This window comes from Rhodococcus sp. ARP2 (genome assembly GCF_001029585.1).
In the GTDB taxonomy this organism is placed as follows: domain Bacteria; phylum Actinomycetota; class Actinomycetes; order Mycobacteriales; family Mycobacteriaceae; genus Rhodococcus_F; species Rhodococcus_F erythropolis.
The window spans coordinates 233,077-251,712 of sequence record NZ_LEKE01000086.1 but is presented as its reverse complement, the minus strand read 5'-3'; the positions used below and the strand labels follow the sequence as shown (position 1 = coordinate 251,712).

Annotated in this window: 18 protein-coding genes; 9 read left to right on the top strand and 9 right to left on the bottom strand. The window is 61.1% G+C overall.

The window, feature by feature from the left end; genetic code table 11:
• Genes urtE through urtA form a run of 5 tightly spaced genes read right to left on the bottom strand, consistent with a single transcriptional unit; the run spans window position 1 to window position 4,828 of the window.
• Entirely contained in the window at window positions 1-693 is a 693-nt protein-coding gene (urtE, locus tag ABX74_RS23520; RefSeq protein ID WP_047889785.1) for an urea ABC transporter ATP-binding subunit UrtE, read from the bottom strand.
• Between the two features lie 3 nt (window positions 694-696).
• On the bottom strand, window positions 697-1,533 hold the full coding sequence (gene urtD, locus ABX74_RS23515) for an urea ABC transporter ATP-binding protein UrtD (protein WP_019744448.1): 837 nt from the start codon (window positions 1,531-1,533) through the stop codon (window positions 697-699).
• Window positions 1,530-2,636: an urea ABC transporter permease subunit UrtC gene (gene urtC / locus ABX74_RS23510; protein ID WP_021333894.1), complete on the bottom strand. Its 1,107-nt coding sequence runs from the start codon at window positions 2,634-2,636 to the stop codon at window positions 1,530-1,532. The genes urtD and urtC overlap by 4 nt, the downstream gene beginning before the upstream one ends.
• Window positions 2,633-3,517: an urea ABC transporter permease subunit UrtB gene (gene urtB, locus ABX74_RS23505; RefSeq protein ID WP_003941514.1), complete on the bottom strand. Its 885-nt coding sequence runs from the start codon at window positions 3,515-3,517 to the stop codon at window positions 2,633-2,635. The genes urtC and urtB overlap by 4 nt, the downstream gene beginning before the upstream one ends.
• A gap of 54 nt (window positions 3,518-3,571) precedes the next feature.
• On the bottom strand, window positions 3,572-4,828 hold the full coding sequence (gene urtA, locus ABX74_RS23500; protein ID WP_019744446.1) for an urea ABC transporter substrate-binding protein: 1,257 nt from the start codon (window positions 4,826-4,828) through the stop codon (window positions 3,572-3,574).
• Window positions 4,829-5,095: 267 nt separating this feature from the next.
• Between urtA and ABX74_RS23495 the strand changes: the two genes are divergently transcribed.
• The 9 genes from ABX74_RS23495 (at window position 5,096) to ABX74_RS23455 (ending at window position 14,381) form a co-directional block, all read left to right on the top strand.
• The gene (locus ABX74_RS23495; RefSeq protein WP_047889784.1) at window positions 5,096-5,863 is read left to right on the top strand and encodes a TetR/AcrR family transcriptional regulator; all 768 of its coding nucleotides are present in this window, start codon (window positions 5,096-5,098) and stop codon (window positions 5,861-5,863) included.
• 126 nt (window positions 5,864-5,989) lie between these two features.
• Window positions 5,990-6,916: an ABC transporter substrate-binding protein gene (locus tag ABX74_RS23490; RefSeq protein ID WP_223257989.1), complete on the top strand. Its 927-nt coding sequence runs from the start codon at window positions 5,990-5,992 to the stop codon at window positions 6,914-6,916.
• A gap of 193 nt (window positions 6,917-7,109) precedes the next feature.
• The gene (locus ABX74_RS23485; RefSeq protein ID WP_046378187.1) at window positions 7,110-7,985 is read left to right on the top strand and encodes a branched-chain amino acid ABC transporter permease; all 876 of its coding nucleotides are present in this window, start codon (window positions 7,110-7,112) and stop codon (window positions 7,983-7,985) included.
• Between the two features lie 68 nt (window positions 7,986-8,053).
• Window positions 8,054-9,013: a branched-chain amino acid ABC transporter permease gene (locus ABX74_RS23480; RefSeq protein ID WP_223257992.1), complete on the top strand. Its 960-nt coding sequence runs from the start codon at window positions 8,054-8,056 to the stop codon at window positions 9,011-9,013.
• On the top strand, window positions 9,010-9,783 hold the full coding sequence (locus tag ABX74_RS23475; protein ID WP_020968895.1) for an ABC transporter ATP-binding protein: 774 nt from the start codon (window positions 9,010-9,012) through the stop codon (window positions 9,781-9,783). The genes ABX74_RS23480 and ABX74_RS23475 overlap by 4 nt, the downstream gene beginning before the upstream one ends.
• A gap of 1 nt (window position 9,784) precedes the next feature.
• On the top strand, window positions 9,785-10,489 hold the full coding sequence (locus ABX74_RS23470) for an ABC transporter ATP-binding protein (protein ID WP_020906733.1): 705 nt from the start codon (window positions 9,785-9,787) through the stop codon (window positions 10,487-10,489).
• A gap of 9 nt (window positions 10,490-10,498) precedes the next feature.
• A complete protein-coding gene (locus ABX74_RS23465) occupies window positions 10,499-12,139 on the top strand; it encodes a class I adenylate-forming enzyme family protein (protein WP_021333899.1) in 1,641 nt (546 codons plus the stop codon).
• A 68-nt stretch (window positions 12,140-12,207) separates the two neighbouring features.
• A complete protein-coding gene (locus ABX74_RS23460) occupies window positions 12,208-13,227 on the top strand; it encodes an alpha/beta hydrolase (RefSeq protein WP_047889783.1) in 1,020 nt (339 codons plus the stop codon).
• 131 nt (window positions 13,228-13,358) lie between these two features.
• Window positions 13,359-14,381, top strand: coding sequence for an alpha/beta hydrolase (locus tag ABX74_RS23455; RefSeq protein ID WP_047889782.1), 1,023 nt, complete (start codon window positions 13,359-13,361; stop codon window positions 14,379-14,381).
• A 5-nt stretch (window positions 14,382-14,386) separates the two neighbouring features.
• Here ABX74_RS23455 and ramB read toward each other — a convergent pair whose 3' ends face one another.
• The 4 genes from ramB to ABX74_RS23435 form a co-directional block, all read right to left on the bottom strand.
• Window positions 14,387-15,799 carry an acetate metabolism transcriptional regulator RamB gene (gene ramB / locus ABX74_RS23450; protein WP_019744436.1) on the bottom strand — a complete coding sequence of 471 codons (1,413 nt, stop codon included), beginning with the start codon at window positions 15,797-15,799 and terminating at the stop codon, window positions 14,387-14,389.
• 121 nt (window positions 15,800-15,920) lie between these two features.
• Window positions 15,921-17,180 carry a formamidase gene (gene fmdA / locus ABX74_RS23445; RefSeq protein WP_019744435.1) on the bottom strand — a complete coding sequence of 420 codons (1,260 nt, stop codon included), beginning with the start codon at window positions 17,178-17,180 and terminating at the stop codon, window positions 15,921-15,923.
• A 94-nt stretch (window positions 17,181-17,274) separates the two neighbouring features.
• Entirely contained in the window at window positions 17,275-17,562 is a 288-nt protein-coding gene (locus ABX74_RS30045; protein WP_019744434.1) for an FmdB family zinc ribbon protein, read from the bottom strand.
• Window positions 17,563-17,641: 79 nt separating this feature from the next.
• A complete protein-coding gene (locus tag ABX74_RS23435; protein ID WP_223257988.1) occupies window positions 17,642-18,265 on the bottom strand; it encodes a serine/threonine protein kinase in 624 nt (207 codons plus the stop codon).
• Window positions 18,266-18,636: the final 371 nt, after the last annotated feature.

The window sequence follows — 18,636 nt, the reverse complement described above, 5'->3', positions numbered from 1 at the left end:
TCAGATTGCCATCGCTCGACGAACCGCCTCGGTGGACGTGGTGCCGCCCTCACCGGTCGAGGTCACGTGTCCGGCCGCGAGAATGCTGTAATGCTGAGCAGATTGGAGCGCGAAACCGATGTGCTGCTCGACAAGGAGGACACCGAGATCGCCGCGCTCGGTGAGTTCCATGACGGTTCTTTCGATTTCGGCGACCACGTTGGGCTGAATGCCCTCGGTTGGTTCGTCGAGGATGAGGATCTTGGGCTCGGTGATCAAAGCGCGGGCGATGGCAAGTTGTTGGCGCTGCCCGCCGGAGAGAAGTCCCGCGCGACGGTCGAGGAGTGTGGTGAGCGCGGGAAACAGATCCAATGCCTCTGCGATGAGTGCCTTTCCGCGTTTGCGCCCGTCGGCGACCACCCGAAGATTCTCGGCAGTTGTCAGTTGTCCGAACGACTGCTGACCCTGCGGTACGTAGGCAAGTCCGCGAGCGACGCGGGCGCTCGGCCGTAGTCCGGTGATGTCCTCACCGTTCAGAAGTACCTTTCCCCGCGTAGGTTTGATCAGACCGACGGCGGCGCGCAGCAAGGTGGTTTTACCCGCACCGTTGTGACCCATGACTGCCGCAACCCCGTCACTGGCAACCAGTAAGGATACGCCGTGGATTACTTCGGTGCGTCCGTAGCCGGCGCGGATGTCGACGAGCTCGAGCATGATTCAGTCCTCCGGGGTCGGTTCGGTGTCGGCGCCGAGATCGGTTCCGGCAGCGGCTGTGCCGAGATAGACCTCTTGCACCTTGGGGTCGGCTTGAACCTCCGCCACAGTTCCTTCGGCGAGTACTTTCCCAGCGGCGAGCACTGTGACGGACGTGGCGAACGATCGCATGAAGTCCATGTCGTGCTCGACCACGACGACGGTTCGTGCACCGCCGATGCGGCGCAGAAGGTTTCCGGTCTCCTCGCGCTCCTCCAGGCTCATCCCAGCGACGGGCTCGTCGAGTAGTAGCACGGAACAGTTCTGCACCAACAACATTCCGATTTCGAGCCACTGTTTCTGCCCGTGCGCCAGAATGCCCGCGGGAGTGTCTCTGAGGTGCTCCAAGCCGGTTGTCTCCAGAGCCTCCTCGATCTCGGGGAGCACACCTTTGCGCCTTCGGAGCAGGTTCCACGCCGAGCGACCGGCTCCCGCCGCGATGTCGAGATTCTGCAGCACCGAGAGTTCTTCGAAGACGCTTGCCGTCTGGAAGGTTCGCCCGACGCCGAGGCGGGCGATCTTGTGAACCTTCTTGCCGAGTAGTTGCTCGCCGGACTTCGTGATCGAACCCGTCGCGGGAACGAGTCCGGTGATGGCGTCGACCAGCGTTGTCTTTCCAGCCCCGTTCGGGCCGATGAGAAACCTGAGGTCGCCCTGCATGAGGGTCAAGTCGACGCCGTCGACGGCTTTGAAACCGTCGAAGCTGACCGAAAGGTTCCGTACTTCGAGGTACTCGGACGACATTCCGGCGTTGCCGCCCAGTGCCGGTGTGGGTTCGCTGGTGGCGGTTGTGTTGGTCATGACGACACCTCCACTGGTTCGGGTTGGGAGACCTTGACCGGCGGGTCGGCCGGGGTCTCACGCTTCTTGCGGTGGCGCATCAGGGCGAACAATCCGGCCACACCTGCCGGGAAGAACCCGACCACGACGATGAACATCAACCCTTGTGCGTAGATCCATCCCGAAGGGAGTTTCTCCGAGAATGTCGACTGCGCCCAAGCGACGCCGATCGCACCGAGTACCGGACCCAGAAGCGTTGCGCGGCCACCGATCGCGACCCCGATGAGGAAGGCGATTGACGGAACGATCCCGACGTCGGCGGGGGAGATGATGCCCACGATCGGAACGAAAAGCGCACCGGCGATACCGGCGAGGAACGCCGCGGTCACGTAGGCGACCAGTTTGATGTTCGCCGGATCGTATCCGAGGAAACGTACGCGCTCCTCTTGATCGCGGACGGCGACGAGGAGTTCGCCGTATCGGGAGTTCATCAGCTGGCGAATCAGAGCGACCGATGCGAGAAGAACTCCGGCGGCGATGAAGAACAACATCTGCTTGTTCGCCGGATCGTTGAGGTTGAAACCGAAGAACGTGCGAAAGCGGTTGAGGCCGTTGCTGCCACCGATCGACTGCTGGCCGATCAAGAGGATCGCGAAAGCCGCGGCGAGTGCTTGCGAGAGGATCGCGAAGTATGCGCCCTTGACTCTCCGCTTGAACACACCGAGTCCGAGGAGAAAGGCAACAGCGGCCGGCAGGAAAAGGATGGCGAAGATCGCCACGAATGGCGAGGCGAACGGTTGCCAGTATCCCGGAAGTTCGGTCTTGCCCGCGATGGACATGAAGTCCGGTACCGCGTCGCCCTTGAGTTCGGCATCGGCGATCTTGAGGTGCATCGCCATCACATATGCGCCGATTCCGAAGAAGACGCCCTGGCCGAGGGTGAGCATTCCGCCTCTGCCCCAAGCCAAGCCGATGCCGACAGCGACTATGGCGAAGCACAGGAATTTGGCCAACAGTGACAGCCTGAAGTCCGAGAGCACAGCCGGAGCGATGGCGAACAGCACGATCGCGGCAAGTGCAAAACCGCCCCACACCCGAATTCGGGAATTGTTCAGGATGCTCATACGAGGCTCCTCGTCTTGACTGCGAACAGGCCCTGCGGCCGAACTTGAAGGAAGACGACGATGATGACGAACACGATCACCTTCGCGATCGACGCTGTCGTCGAGTACTCGATGAACGAGTTCAAGATGCCGAGGGCGAAGGCTGCGATCACGGCTCCCTTCATCTGACCGAGACCGCCGACGACAACAACCAGGAAGGCGTCGATCAGATACGACTGGCCGATGGTCGGGCTGGTGGAACCGATGAGTGTCAACGCGACACCCGCGACGCCGGCGAGTCCGGAACCGAGGAAGAAGGTCGTGATGTCCGTACGACGAGAGGAGATTCCGCTCGTCTCGGCCAGATCGCGATTCTGCACGACGGCCCGGATGCGTCGACCCATCGACGACTGCTTCAGTGCGACCGAAAGCGCGATCACCGCTGCGATCGCCAACACCAGAATGAAGATGCGGGTTTTCGGTACCACGGCGCCGAAAATATCGACCCCGCCCGAAAGCCAGCTCGGCGCCGAAACATTGACTGCCGGCGCGCCGAAGATGTCGCGCGCCAACTGCTGAAGGATCAATCCGACGCCGAATGTCACCAACAGGGTATCGAGGGGTCGGTGGTACATCCGCGATACCAGTACCACTTCGAGCACGACACCCATCAGTCCGCCGACGACAAAACCGACGAGCAGAGAAATGATCAACGATCCCGTTGCATTCGAGATCACCTGCTGCACTACGTATGCGGTGTACGAGCCGGCCATGATGAACTCGCCGTGTGCCATGTTGATGACACCCATCTGCCCGAACGTGAGAGACAATCCCAACGCTGCCAACAGGAGAATCGATCCGATACTCAAACCCGTGAACAACTGTCCGATCACAACATCCATGACAGACGCTCCACCTCTCTACTCGTCGATTCCGTCAATTCCGCCTTTCGTCGATCAGCTCCCGAGTCCCTCGGCCCAGGGGTAGTTCTTCAGGTACGGATCCGGCTCGATCGGCTGTCCCGAATCCCAGACCGTGTAGATCAGTCCATCGGAACGGATTTCGCCGATTCGGGCAGTCTTGGTGATGTGGTGGTTGTCGCCGTCGATGGTGACGAGTCCTTCGGGTGCCTGGAAGGTCACACCGTCGGCGTTGTCCTGAATATCCTTGACCGCAAACGAGTTGGCCTTCTCGACGGTGTTCTTCCAGAGGTAGACGGAGGTGTATGCCGCTTCCATCGGATCGGACGTGGGCTTGTCCTGGCCGAACTTCGCCTTGTACGCCTCGACGAACTTCTTGTTCTCGGGGGAATCGATGGTCTGGTAGTAGTTCCACGCCGTCAGCTGGCCTTCGACGTTCTGGACTCCGATACCGCCGACCTCTTCCTCCGCAATGGAGACGGAGACGACGGGCATGTCGGCGGGCTTCAGGCCGACATTCGAGTATTCACGGAAGAACGCGACGTTGGAATCACCGTTGAGTGTGTTGAACACGGCATCGGCGTCGGCTGTGCGGACCTTGTTCACGATGGTGGAGAAATCGGTCGAGCCCAATGGCGTGTAATCCTCGCCCTTGATCTCGATGCCGTTCGCTGCCGCGTAGGCCTTGATGATGCGGTTGGCGGTCTGCGGGAACACGTAGTCGCTGCCGACCAGATACAGCGACTTGACGCCCTTCTCCTTCAGGTAATCCAGAGCCGGGATGATCTGCTGGTTGGTCGTTGCACCCGTGTAGAAGATGTTCTTCGAATCTTCCAGTCCCTCGTACTGGACCGGGTAGTAGAGCAAGGAGTTGTTGTCCTCGAACACCGGCAGCATGGCCTTGCGGCTCGAGGAAGTCCAGCCACCGAAAACTGCTGCGACGCAATCGCTGCTGATCAGTTTCTCGGCCTTCTCGGCGAACACTGTCGGCTCCGACGCGCCGTCCTCTGCCACGATCTGGATCTTCTTGCCCAGCACACCGCCGGAATCGTTGATCTCCTGCACCGCCAACGAGATGGAGTCGCGGACCGTCACTTCACTGATGGCCATGGTGCCCGAGAGTGAATTCAGAGAACCGACCTTGATCGTGTCCCCCGAGGTGTCGACGCACGACGTAGCCGTCGAATCTCCCGATGCGGTGTCTGTCGCCTTGCTTCCGCAGCCGGTGAGAACCAAGCCCAGCGCGGCGAGAGCGGCCGGCGCGGCAAGGGTGCGCTTCGAGAAGGTTCGCATGTACGGGCCTTTCGTGTCGATGGCTCTGGCAGACAATGGCTCTGACAGATCTGTATCCGGAGTGCGTATACAACGCTGTATTCGTCGAGTGCACAGAGTAGGTGGAAGTTGTTGCGGTGGAATGACTGTCGGTGACAAGTGTGTGTCCGGTGTTTCGATTGGATGTCCAGGACCTCACACCGCAGGTCAGCGAGGGTGCGGTGTTAGCATCGACGAGAAATTGATCAAGCACTCGCTTGACGATCGGAACGTCGGAAGGATCTTCTCGTGCGCTCGACCCGACGGGACGAAATACTCGCTCATGCGGCCAGGCTGTTCAGTGAGCGGGGAATCGCCGCGACGACGGTACGCGACATCGCCGACGAAGTCGGGATTCTCTCCGGCAGCCTCTACCACTACTTCGACTCCAAGGATGCGATAGCCAACGAGATCGTCGTCCGGTTTCTCGAAGACCTCAACGTCAGGTACGAAGACTCGATCGAGCCGGGAGGTTCGGCCCGAGATCGCCTGGCAACGATGGTCTCGGTGTCTTTTGCCTCGGCGGTGGATCACCCGTATGCGACGGAGGTCTATCAGGGAGAAGCCATACTTTCGTCGCAACCGGCGGACGCGCCCATCACCATCCTGGTTCAGAAGGCACACAGCTACTGGCGATCGGCTATCGCTCGCGGAATTGCCGACGCGGAGTTTCGGGAAGACATCGATCCCGAACAGTTTCACCGTCTCCTGCGTGAATCCGTCTGGTCCACCGTCGCGCAGTATCGCCCGCAGCTTTCCGAGTTGGCGGATGATCTGCAGCGCAATCTGATTTCGGTTTTCCTGGACGGCTTCGCCGCACGTTCCGTCGACGGCGAGCCGGTGGCACGCATTGCGCGGCGCACGGCGAAGAAGGAAGCGCAGACCGTATCTCCTGCCTCCGAATTTGCAGAACTCCGCTCTGACTCCCAAATGGCCGAACTCCGTTCGGACGTCGACGAATTGAAGTCCGTCATTCGCGAACTCAGCTCCTCGATCCGGCAGCTGCAGAAGCCGTAGCACCGCAGTTCCTGCGCGTGTAGTTCGAATTTTGACTATCGGTGTGACCCAGTGCATACTTCTGTCCACACTCATAAATCAAGCGCTTGTTTGATTTACCAAGCAGAGTTTGGACGGGAGATTGATGTGAGACTCGGAAAGGCGATTGCCGTCTGCGCGGCAGTGGTCCTCGGGGCGAGCGCGTGCGCATCTGCCGGTGTCATTCCCGAAGACACCATCGTCATCGGTTTGGACGAGGACTCCACCGGGCCCGGTGCGTCGTACAGCACGATCGCCGGCAAGACCGTGCGTATGACTGTCGACCTGATCAACCAGGCCGGCGGAATCAACGGCAAGCAGGTCGAATTGGTTGTCGAGAATGACGAGAGCAGTCCCACCAAGACCCCGTCGATCATTCGGAAGTTGGTCGATCACGGATCAAGTGCGGTCATCCTCGCCACCGGCAGCGGGTCGGTGCTGCAGGCCAAGTCGATTCTCCAGCAGTCGAAGATTCCCGCGATAGCTCCGGTCGTTCTCAGCGACGCCTTTGCCTCGGCGCCCGACAACGACTACTCGTTCATGATTCCGAACTCGTTGAAGCAGTACGCCCAGGTGTACTGCGGGGCTTTCGAGAAGATGGGGTACAAGTCCCTGGGAATTCTCGGTGACGCGAGTGCGTCCATCGACGGAATCATCAAGACCCTGCGGCCGGCGCTCGAGAAGTGCGCGAGAGTGACGGGCGTTGAAAAGGCGCCGGTCGATGCCGCGGACATCACCGCACAGGTCTCACGTCTCGCGGAAACCGAACCGGACGCGATTCTGGTCGCCAGTATCGGCGGGCACTTCGAAATCCTCGCGCACAACACCCTGTCGAAGATCACCCCACAGACGCAACGCTTCTCACTCGCTTCCATCGGGAACCAGCCCGCATCTTGGGCTTTGGCGGACCCGAAGGCGTTGAGCGGCATGGTGTACATGGGCTCGCTCAGTGAGAACAACCCGAGAACCGCCGAACTGCGTCGCAAGGTGCAGGCGGTGAAGGGGCCTGAACCGAGATCGGACGGCCGTTCGTGATGCTCTTCAACAGGTTTCGGCACTTCCCGCCAGCTTCGGCCAGGACGGATTGACACTGTCGTTCTCCTCGCAGGATCACCTGGCTCCGGACAGCCTCTGCGGACTGGTGCTCGTCGAATTCGGTGAGGACAACAAGCCGGCCCATCCGTGGGATTCCTACCAACCCCCGTGTGGATAACCGAGGAGCCTTGACATGACAGACGCACAACTGTGGCTCGCTGCCATCGAGATCGGTGCATTCTTTTCACTTATAGCCCTCGGAATGTATCTCGTGGTGGTCGGCGCCGATTTCTTCAATTTTGCGATGGGTCCGTATGCGATGGCTGCGGCCATGGCGTCGAGTTGGGTCGCGATCAATTACGGGCTCGCTCTCTGGATTGCCATGCCGCTAGGGATCGCGGTAGCGGTGGCGCTGTCGATCCTGACGGAAAAGCTTGTGGTCAAACAGGTTCAGAAGCGATCGGGTCGTGGGGAACTACCGGCGTTGGTGGCTGTGACCGCAGTACTGTTCGGGATCCAGCAGCTCGCCGGCACTGTCTTCGGCCGCACACCACTTCCCGGGCAGAAGATCTTCGACTTCGATCCGATATCGGTGCTCGGTGCCACCGTCGACAGTTCGACCGTTGTACTCGTCGTCGGAACTGCCGGGATCTTCGTCGGTATCGGACTGTGGCTGAACCGGTCCACCTCGGGCCGTCTGCTTCGCGCCGTCGGCGACAGTCCGGATGCCGCCCGCGTCCTGGGCTTGCCGGTGGATCGGGTACGCCTCATCGCGTTCACCCTCGCGGGTGTGATTGCCGCCGTCGCCGGACTTCTGTTCGCTCCCAAGGCCGGTGTTCAGTTCACGAGCGGTCTGTCATGGACGCTGACGGCATTCATCGCACTCGTCATCGGTGGTACCGGCCGGAGTTGGGCTCCGCTGATCGGCGGAATGGTGTTGGGCGTCGTCCAGGTATTCGCCCCGTACTACTTCGGTGCGAGTGCTGCTCAAACCGCGATTCTGTTGATTGCCCTGGTGTTCTTCGCTTTCCGTCCGGAAGGCTTGCTCTCGAGGAAGGTTCGCGTCTGATGGCCTCGCTTTCTACCAGTCCGCTGACGTCAAATCCGCCCGCTACATCCGGCGGTCCCCGGACGAGGATGCTCGCCGTGTCACGAGAAGCACTGATCACCGTGGTCGTGGTTGCTGCCGTGCTGCTGTGGATGGGGCCGAGTCTGTACCGGCAGGATCTGGTGTTCCTCGCTGCGACGTATTCGCTGATCGCACTCGGCATGTACGTGCCATTCGTGCTCGCGGGATCACTGTCGATGGCGTACAGCGCATATGCGGCGATCGGCGCGTATGCCGTTGCGCTGATCTCGGTTCGGACCGGGTTGTCGATGTGGTGGGGATGGATTCTCGGCGCCCTCGCCGCTGCAGCGGTTGCAGTACTTCTCAGCTTGGCAACGCAGAAACTCTCCGGCTTCTACCTTGCCGCGGTGACCTTGTTGTTCGGTATCGCTTTCGAGCACTGGTTGATCGACGGACCGAGTTTCACCGGCGGATCGGCCGGGATCTCGGGTGTCGAGACTGTGACGATGTTCGGCTGGGAGCCACCGCGCTACGCATTGGTCGTGTTCGCGATCTTGTTCGTGTGTCTGATCGCGGTCGCTGTCGATCGACTCCGGAAATCGGTGTGGGGGCTGATGTTGCAAGCTGCCCGCGACAATCGTAATGTCGCACGGTCTTCCGGCGTCAATCCTGCGCACCTGACCGTCGTGGCGCTGGCGATCGGTGCCGCGATCGCGTCGACCGGCGGATCGCTTTTCACCGTGTCGGTGCAAGCTGTCACTCCTGAAACCTTCACTCTCAGTATTGTTTTCCTTGCAATCTTCATGCCGATCATCGGCGGTCGCGGTTCGGCGTGGGGTGCTCCGCTCGGTGCATTGATCGTAGTGATCGTGACGCTGAACATGCCCGGGTACCAGGGAAGTGGCGAACTCCTGCTTGCCGGAGCCGTCCTGGTGATCCTCATCGTCGCGCCTGGTGGGGTGATCGGGTGGAGTCAGAACGTTCTGGGTCGAATGAACCGTCTGTACAAGGAGCGTGGCAATCGATGACTCGGCTACTCGAAGTGAGCGGGCTCCACAAGTCCTACGGCGGCGTCCGCGCTGTCGACGATGTCTCGTTCAGCGTCGGACAGGGAGAGGTGATCGGCCTTGTCGGCCCGAACGGGGCAGGCAAGACCACACTGGTGGACTGCATCTTCGGCACACAGCAAGCAGACTCCGGAACCGTCGCGCTCGCCGGTGCTCCCTTGACCGGGCCGTCGGAGCGCCGTGCACGGCAAGGGCTCTCGCGCACGTTTCAACATCCGCAGCTCGCGGCGGAACTCGATGCCGTCGACAACATCATCCCGGGACTGTACGGGCACAAGATCACCTCACCTCTGCACTCGCTGTGGTGGGCGATCAAAGGACCTTTCGAGAACTGGGACCGGACAGCACAGCGGGCCCGGGAGATTGCTGCGCGATACTCGGTCGCCGACGTCGAGAGTGCTTGCGGGGATCTCAGTTTGGGGGCGCAGCGTCTGGTCGAGGTGGCGCGGGCGATGGCGACCGAACCCGATGTTCTCCTGTTGGACGAACCGTTTGCCGGCGCGGATCACGACGGCATCGCTGCCATCTCCGGTGCCGTGCGATCGATTGCCGCGCAGGGCAAAGGAGTAGTCCTGGTCGATCACAACGTCGATCTCATCGCGGCGCTCGCCACCAAGATCGTGCTGCTCAATTTCGGATCAGTGGCGTTCTACGGACCACCGCAGGAGTGCTTGGCCAGCGACGCGATGCGAGAAGTCTATTTCGGTTCCGAATACGAGGAAGGCGCCTGACATGCTCGAACTCGACAGAGTCACAGTTCGATACGGATCCGCTGTCGCCGTCCGGGAAGTCTCCCTTGTCGCCCCCGCCGGTGAAGTGACAGCGATCGTCGGGCCGAACGGTGCAGGCAAGACCAGCTTGGCGGGATCCATCTACGGCTCGGTTCCCGCCACCGGGACAATCAAATTCGATGGTCGAGAGATCCAGAAATTATCGGCACTGGATCGTGTCCGCAGCGGATTTGCCTACGTACCCCAAGGCAGGCAACTGTTCATGCGAATGTCCGTTCGCGAGAACCTACGCGTCGGCGCAGACTTGCTGGGATTGAAAGCCGAAGCCGTGGAAACAGCTTTCGAGAGGTTCCCGATCCTGCGTGAACGCTCCGAGAGTTATGCCGGGGTCCTCAGCGGTGGTGAGCAGCAAATGTTGGTTCTGGGGCGGGCACTTCTTGAAACCCCGAAGGTGCTGCTCCTCGACGAGATGATGACAGGACTGGCACCGAAAATCGTCGCGGAGCTGCGAGCGCTGGTCGGGGGTCTGGCCGCCGAGGGTGTGACCGTCATCGTGACGGAACCGGCACTCACTGCACTGAAATCGGTTGTCGACCGCGGATATGTCATGCAGCGCGGCGAACTCGTCCGCGAATGCGATTCCGCAGCGACACTGGACAACGCGTACAAACAATCGATGGGCGTCCTCAGCGCCGACGGGAGATGATCGACGATCATGCTTGAAACGAAGACACTCGACTTCACCGTCGGTGAATTCGCCACGAATCCGGACCGGTTCGCCGGCGTCAGCATCAGCGAAATGGTCAGGCATTGGTCTGAGACCATCCCGGACGAAACCGCCTTTGTCACTCCGGAATCGAGGGTGTCGTGGAAACAGTACGACGCGGCTGCCGATGCGATCGCGTCGGCGCTGGATCTAGCTGGTGAGGGATACGGACATGTAGCCGTGTTGCTCCCCGACACCGCTGTATTCCATGCGGCTCTCTGCGCAGCATTTCGCACCGGCCGCGTCGCGGTCGGAATCGGTTCGCGCTCGGGCATTCGCGAGATCTCTCATCTGATCGCCCGCTCGGAAGCCTCCGTACTCGTCACCACTCGCACGCTGCGCGGCGTCGATACCGCCGAACTCGTGGCGAGTCTGCGGGCAGAGCATCCCGGACTGGACGTCGTCTTCGCCGACGAACGCGCCGACGTGAGTTTCGAACGCGTGAGTGCAAACGGCGAACTCACCTCGTTGCCGGTCGAGCTAAAGCAGTTCCCCGCAACCAGTCCGTGTTTTGTCACGTCAGCCGTTTCGATGCTGAACTCGACGTCCGGCACAACGGGCCTACCCAAACTGGTCACACAAACCGAGGATCGTTGGGTTGGTTTCTCCGAGATTGCCGCCGAGGCGGCGGCGATCGGTCCGGATGAGGTGTTCCTCGGCGCGGTCCCGGCACCTTTCGGATTCGGCCTCTGGACTTCGCATTTCCTGCCGGCGCTACTCGGTGCTCGCAATGTCGTCATGGAACGCTTCGACGTTTCGGTGATGATCGAGTTGATCGAGCGCGAACGGGTGACTGCTTTGAATTGTGTGAGTACACAATTCAAGATGCTGTTGCGTTCGGAGGCCGCGGAATCGGCCGATCTCTCGTCACTTCGTTTCATGTTCACCGGTGGTGAAGCCGTGCCGTATTCGGAGGCACTGGCCTTCGAACAACGTACCGGAGCGGCTGTCCTGCAGTTCTACGGATCAAACGAAACCGGCGCCGTCTCGGTGACGACGGTTTCGGACGGTTCCGATACCCGACTGAAGACGTGCGGCCACGTCATCGATCGCATGCAAGTTCGTGTATTCGACGATGCGGCAAAGGAAGTGACCGGCTCCGTCCGTCGCGGTCAGCCTGCGGTCAACGGCCCGCTGATGTGCCAGGGTTATTGGGGCGACGTCGATGCAAACGACGAGTTGTACACCGACGACGGTTGGATGCTTCTCGGCGACATCGTCGAGATCGACGAGACCGGGCGGGTGCGTGTGGTCGGGCGCAAAGCCGACATCATCATTCGAGGCGGCAAGAACATTTCCGCGGTCGAGGTCGAGGAGTACGTGCGCGCGCATCCTTCGGTGGAACTGGTCGCCGTGGTCGGAGTCGACGATCCGCTGTTCGGTGAGAAGGTCTGTGCGGTCGTCGTGTCCGCCGATGACGATCTGAGTTCGGAGGACCTGACCGCCTGGCTGCAGAGCCGAGGAGTGACCCGCGAGTACATACCCGAGTACGTGATGACGGTCGCCGAATTGCCGATGGCGGCAGGCGGCAAAGTAGCCAAGGGCGAAGTCAAGGCACTCGCGCAGCGGCGGATCGCTGAACTCGGCTGATCGCGCCTGACAGTACCGGCGTCGCGTTACGCTGATCCGGACATTTTGCCGAGAGTGAAGGAAACCCGATGACGAACCCTTCACCGCATCGGTGGCGCAGGCGCTTGCTGTGGGCTCTGGCAATTGTGTTCGTTCTGGTCGGAGCCGTGGTTCTGGCCTTCGTTCTGAGCCCGAGACCTGGCGCACTCACCGTGCGATGGGTCTTCGATCGTGATGCCGTGAAAGTCACCGAGGCGCTCGAGAAGCACGCGCCCGAAGGCGTCGACTCGATCAAGGACCAGCAGTACCGCGCCGATGACGACGACGCATACCTGGATGTCTACTTTCCCGCAGCGACGACGACCGCATTGCCTACGGTGATCTGGACTCATGGCGGTGCCTGGATCTCGGGAAGCAAGTCCAACTACGCGCCGTACTACGAGTTGCTGGCCTCTCGTGGCTACACCGTTGTGTCCCTGGACTACTCACTCGGACCTGAGCATCACTATCCGACAGCGGTGCGGCAGCTCAACGACGCTCACGCGTACGTCGTCGCGAATGCGGAACGGCTGCATGTTGATCCGACGACGGTCGTTCTCGCCGGTGATTCTGCGGGAGCGCAACTCTCGAGTCAGCTCGCCACTCTCATCACTGATCCCGCGTATGCGAACCGTGTGGGCGTGGTCCCGTCGCTGCGGCCGGATCAGTTACGTGGAGTAATCCTGAACTGTGGAATCTACGACGTCGGGAACATGGTCGGCGGACCCGGCATCATCGGTTGGGGGGTTGATCGGTCCCTCTGGGCGTATACCGGCGTGCGTGACTTCATGAGTACCGAGGCAGCGGATCAGATGTCGACCTTGAACTACGTCAGCGCTCAATTTCCGCCTGCCTACATCAGCGGCGGCAACGCGGATCCTTTGACAGATTCTCAGTCGAAACCGTTGGCTGACAAATTGACGGGGTTGGGAGTTGCGGTCGACACACTGTTCTATCCGGCCGATCACGTTCCGGCGCTCGGTCACGAGTATCAGTTCGATCTGGACAATGCCGACGGTCTCACTGCCCTCGATCGCACGGTTCAGTTTCTCGACGCACACACCCGCTAGTTGTCGGATGATGCTGAGACGCTGAAGAAATGGTCATTTCAGACAAAGCGCCGCGGGTGTGTTGCCGGGGAATTCTCGACTAGTCCTTTTGGTCTAGCCTGGGTGAATCCGATCCGACCCCAGGAGTTGTTGTGCGCGCGTCTTCCCCCGACAGACGGCGAAGGCGCATTGTCGGAATCGCGGCGGTATTCGTCGTCATTCTGCTGTCCGGGGTAACCGCGGCAATCGTCAGTCCGTGGCCAGGAGTTCTCCTCGTACGGTGGATGTCAGCGGGTGGCTCCGAAGCGACTCACGCACAACTCGACAGGCATGCACCGTCAGGAATCGTCTCGATTTTCGATCAGTCGTACCGCGACGGCGACGACGATGCACAACTGGACGCGTACTACCCGTCGGAGTCCACTTCGGCGCTACCCACGGTGGTCTGGGTGCACGGCGGTGGCTGGATATCAGGATCGAGAACTGATGCCGACGGCTACTACAAACTGTTGGCAAATCAAGGCTTCACTGTGATTTCGGTGGACTACTCACTGGGACCAGATGCGTATTACCCCACCGCAGTGAATCAACTGAACGACGCGTATCGATTTATCGTGAGCAATGCGGACAGGTTGCATGTCGATTCGAACAATCTCTTTCTTGCGGGAGATTCGGCAGGCGCGCAGTTGTCCAGTCAGTTGGCGACGGTCATGACCAGCCCTGACTACGCGTCGGAAATGGGTGTGGAGCCGGCATTACGTCCCGAGCAGATACGCGGAGTTGTCCTCGACTGTGGGGTCTTCGATCTGAAACCCCTGCTGTCGCAGGGGAAGTACTTCGGTTGGGGCGTCGACAAGCAGTCGCTGTGGGGGTATCTCGGAACGAGGGACTTCGACGGGTCGACTGCAGTGGGTCAGATGTCGACACTGGGCCATGTGACCTCGGACTTTCCAGCGACGTTCATCACCGGCGGAAATGTCGACCCACTGACCGCCAGCCAGTCGAAACCCATGGCAGAACGGCTCGCCGATCTGGGCGTCGAAGTAGACGCACTGTTCTACCCCGACGATCACGAGCCTGCGCTGGACCACGAATATCAGTTCGACCTCGATACCGTGGACGGGATGATCGCGTTCGATCGCACAGTCGCGTTCCTACGCAACTACGTGCGTTAGCGCGGTCAGCGAATCACGTAAGGCGAAATCGAACTCCGGTGCTCGCTGATGTCGAGGTCTTTACCCAACGGCGGGAAGGCACGCTGCGGACAGTTGAGGCGTTCGCAGACACGGCAGCCCGAGCCGATCGGCGTTCCCGGATTCGACTCGTCCAGATCCAGACCGTCGCTGTAGACGAGTCGGTGGGCGTGTCGAATCTCGCATCCCAATCCGATGGCGAAGATCTTTGCGGGCTGTCCGTATCGAGCCGCTCGACGTTCGACCGTGCGAGCAACCCAGAGGTATCGGCGGCCGTCGGGCATCTGTGCGATCTGGGGCATGATCTTGCCCGGATACGAGAACGTCTCGTAGACGTTCCACAGCGGGCACGTACCGCCGCTGGTGGAGAAGTGGAATCCGGTGGCGGACTGACGCTTCGACATGTTTCCGGCACGGTCGACACGGACGAACATGAACGGAACCCCGCGAAGTTTGGGGCGCTGCAGGGTCGAGAGGCGGTGGCAGATCGTCTCGTAGCTCGCGGAATAGAAGGCGGACATGCGCTCGATGTCGTACCGGAAGTCCTCGGCGACGTCGTGGAACTGGCTGTATGGGAGCACGGTGGCCGCCGCGAAGTAGTTGGCCAATCCAAGTCGCGCCAGGGAGACCGACGCTTCGCTGGTGAAGTTGCCTTCGGCCACCAACGAGTCGAGCAGATCGCCGTGCTCGAGGTACGCGAGTTCTGTCGCGAACTTGAAGACCTGTTGCCCGCCGGAGAGCCGTGCGGAGATTTCCAGGACCCTGGTATCCGGGTCGTAACGATGAAGTATGTTCTCGCCCAGGTCGACTCGTCGAACGATCTGCACGCCGTGGACGGTTTCGAGGCGTCTGGCGATCTCGCCGGCGACGTCGCCGCGATGAAAGCGCATCCGGGCAGTGAGTTCTTCGGCCGCGGTGTCGAGATCGTGAATGTAGTTCTGCCGCTGATAGAAGTAGTCGCGCACTTCCTCGTGCGGCATGGTGATCGAACCGCTGCCGCTGCCGTCCGAGAAACGGTCTTCCGTCGCTGCGGCGAGCTGCGCCGTCGTGTTGCGGAAGCGGCGATGCATGTTGACCATCGCCTTGGCCAGGCCCGGGTGCGTGGAGACCATCTCCGCGATTTCGTGGGCGTCGGCGTCGATGCCCATCTCCTGATCGAGGGCAACTTCACGCATTTCCGCGATCAGGCGCGTGTCGTCCTGTGGGGAGAAGAAGGTGGTGTCGACACCGAAGACTTCACTGATTCGCAGGAGGACCGGCACGGTGAGTGGCCGGACGTCGTGCTCGATCTGATTGAGATAGCTTGCCGAGATCTCCAGCGTCTTGGCCAGCGAAGCCTGACTCAACCCGCGCTCGGTCCGCAGTTGGCGGAGCCGGACACCGACAAAGGTTTTCGACATTTTCCCAGGATACGAGTGACAGTCCGGCTTCGCAAAGGTGGGTTTGCAGAATTCGCACCGGCACCCCCTGTGAGTGGTTAAGGAGTCCTCACACTCCTCAACCACTCACGGGGCGGGAGGCCTAGACCCTGTTCTCCGAACGCGGAGCGCCGATTCCGGGATCGATCTGGAACGGTCCGCTCGACGAGGGTGCGAGGGGGAAGTCGAAGATCGCAGTCGGGAGATACACCGTCGAACAGGAGTTGGGGATATCCACGACGCCAGACAGGCGGCCCTCGATCGGTGCCGCACCCAGCAGCAGGTACGCCTGCTCGGGCGCGTACCCGAACTTGGTCAGGTACTCGATCGCATGCAGGCACGCACGCTGGTAGGACAGATGTGAGTCCAGGTACTTCTGTTCGCCGTCCAACGTGACGGAAGTGCCCGAGAACGCAAGCCACTCGGAGTACTGCGGATCCGTGTTGCCCGGCATGAAGATGGCGTTCTCGGAAACGCCGTAGGTATCCATTCCGCCCTTGATGATGTCCACACGAAGATCGATGAAGCCGCCCATCTCGATGGCACCGCAGAAAGTGATCTCACCGTCGCCCTGGGAGAAGTGAAGATCGCCGACCGACAGATTCGCACCGTCCACGAATACCGGATAGAAGATTCGGCTGCCCTTGGTGAGGTTCTTGATGTCCTGGTTTCCACCGTTCTCGCGAGGGGGAGCGGTGCGCGCCGCCTCGCCGGCCACGCGTGTGTACTCGTCACCGGTCAAGGTTCCCAGTACTGCATCGCGGGGCTCGGGCGGAAGTGCAAGCGGGGGAACCCGATTGGGATCGGTGGCAATGAGGGCGCCCTCGCGGGCATTCCACTTGGCGAGCAACGCCGCCGACGGAGCAGTACCCATCAGCCCCGGGTGGACGATGCCCGTGAACGAGACGTGCGGAATGTGACGCGACGTCGCCGTTTGGCCGGAGAAATCCCAGACGGCCTTGTACGCGTCGGGGAACTGTTCGGTGAGGAAGCCGCCGCCGTTGTTTCGCGGGAAGATGCCCGTGTACCCCCAGCCTTGGCCGGCCAACGGACCCGAATCTTCTTGGGGGATAGGCCCGATATCCAAGATGTCGACGATCAAGAGGTCGCCGGGCTTTGCGCCTTCGACGGAAAAGGGGCCGGACAGCGTGTGGACCGTGGTCAGTGGTGCATTGAGAATGTCGTCGGCTGAGTCGTCGTTGTGTATTGCGCCGTCGAACCATTCGCGGCAATGGACACGAAACGCATCACCGGGTTTCACCGTCACCGCCGCCGGGATGTCCGGGTGCCACCGATTGTGGCCGACGATCGCCTGGTCGGTGAATTTCTTGGCGGAATCGAGTGGAAACAGCAGTTCAGGCATATGCACTCCTCATTCTCGAAGAAACGGAAAACTCGTGGCGGCAGGACTTTCGTGTCGGATCGGGACTCACGGCCAGGACGCGCGGTGAGGACGGTCAGGGGCGAGGTAGCTTGCGGTGCAACGGATTGGACGTCGTCGGGGCAGATTGTCGGCCACGGCCGGGTAGTGACCCACTGACCACGGCAGGCTCGTGAGCTGATCGGGCAGTGCTGTCCAGTAGACCCATCGCGGTTGACGAGCTGTGACTCAAACGGGGAGACGAGACAACACGCTTCGACTCGAGACTGCACTGGGGACAGCTGATCGACTGGGGCACTTCGGCCATCGCGAACGACCGCTCGAGCGGGCCGCAGCCGGTACAGCGAAACTCGTACAGAGGCATGCGGTCACGCTATCGGAGGATCCGTAAGTGCGACACTGGAACGACACGCACCGGGTTGCCGATGCCGCAATTGCGCCCGTCAGCGCAAGTACACAACCGCGTTGTCTCCGCCGGTACAGGTGACGATGCCGGAGGTCACCTTGCATGCCATCGTGTACTCCTTGCCGGTCACCGGACTACGTGCGGACACGGTGCTGGAGGCACCGGCGGCACCGGAGTTTCCGTAGGCGATCCGAACTGCCTCGGCAAACTCGCACGAAGTTTTGCCCCCACTTGTCGCGGACTCCTTGTAACTTCCGGCCGGCTGCCCGCCGGGGCAGGCGGACGCACCGGCCGGGAAGTTCGCGGCGCGTGTGGTCGTCGGGGATGTCGTGCTGGGAGCGGTTGTCGTGGTGCCGGGTGTGTTCGCGGCGGTGATGGTGGTCTGGGCCGCGCCACCGGCGGCCGAGTTGGGGACGTCCTTCGGCCAGAGGACCCAGGCAAGCCCGCCGAAGAGAGCCAACACAGTGATGACTCCGATTACGGATACCGGAATCACCCAGCCGGGCCGACGCGGCGGCGGATTTCCACGTGGCGGTGCAGGCGGGAATCCCTGGGGCGGGGGATACGACTGCGGCGCGGCCCGGTAGCCCAACTGCGGCGGCTGTGGACCGGATTGCGACCATGCCTGGTTGTTCGGTGGCCGCTGATAGTTGTCCGGCACCGCTTTATCGCCCGGTCGGGGGCGTCGAACGACAAGTCATGGTTCGACAGCATATGGCCGGCGAATGGGTTGTCTGTGGCTTTCCGACGGGTGGATCCCTGGAATTGTCCGAGCGAAGCCTGTTGCCACGAAGTGATTGCGGTCACTTGCGAGTCGTGAAGTTGGCTCCGAAGTAGCGGATGGGCCTGTTCCGAGTGCCGCGCGAACTGCCGGAATTTGCAAGTGGCGGAGTTGAGTGCATTTCGTTCACAGCCTGCGGTTTCTTTGCTACTCGCCAGTACGGAACCTGTCCGATTGGGTAGTACCAGCCGTGTAGGAATCTTCACAGACTTAGCAAAGTGTGTTGAAAAGGTAGCGAAGATTGGCATTAG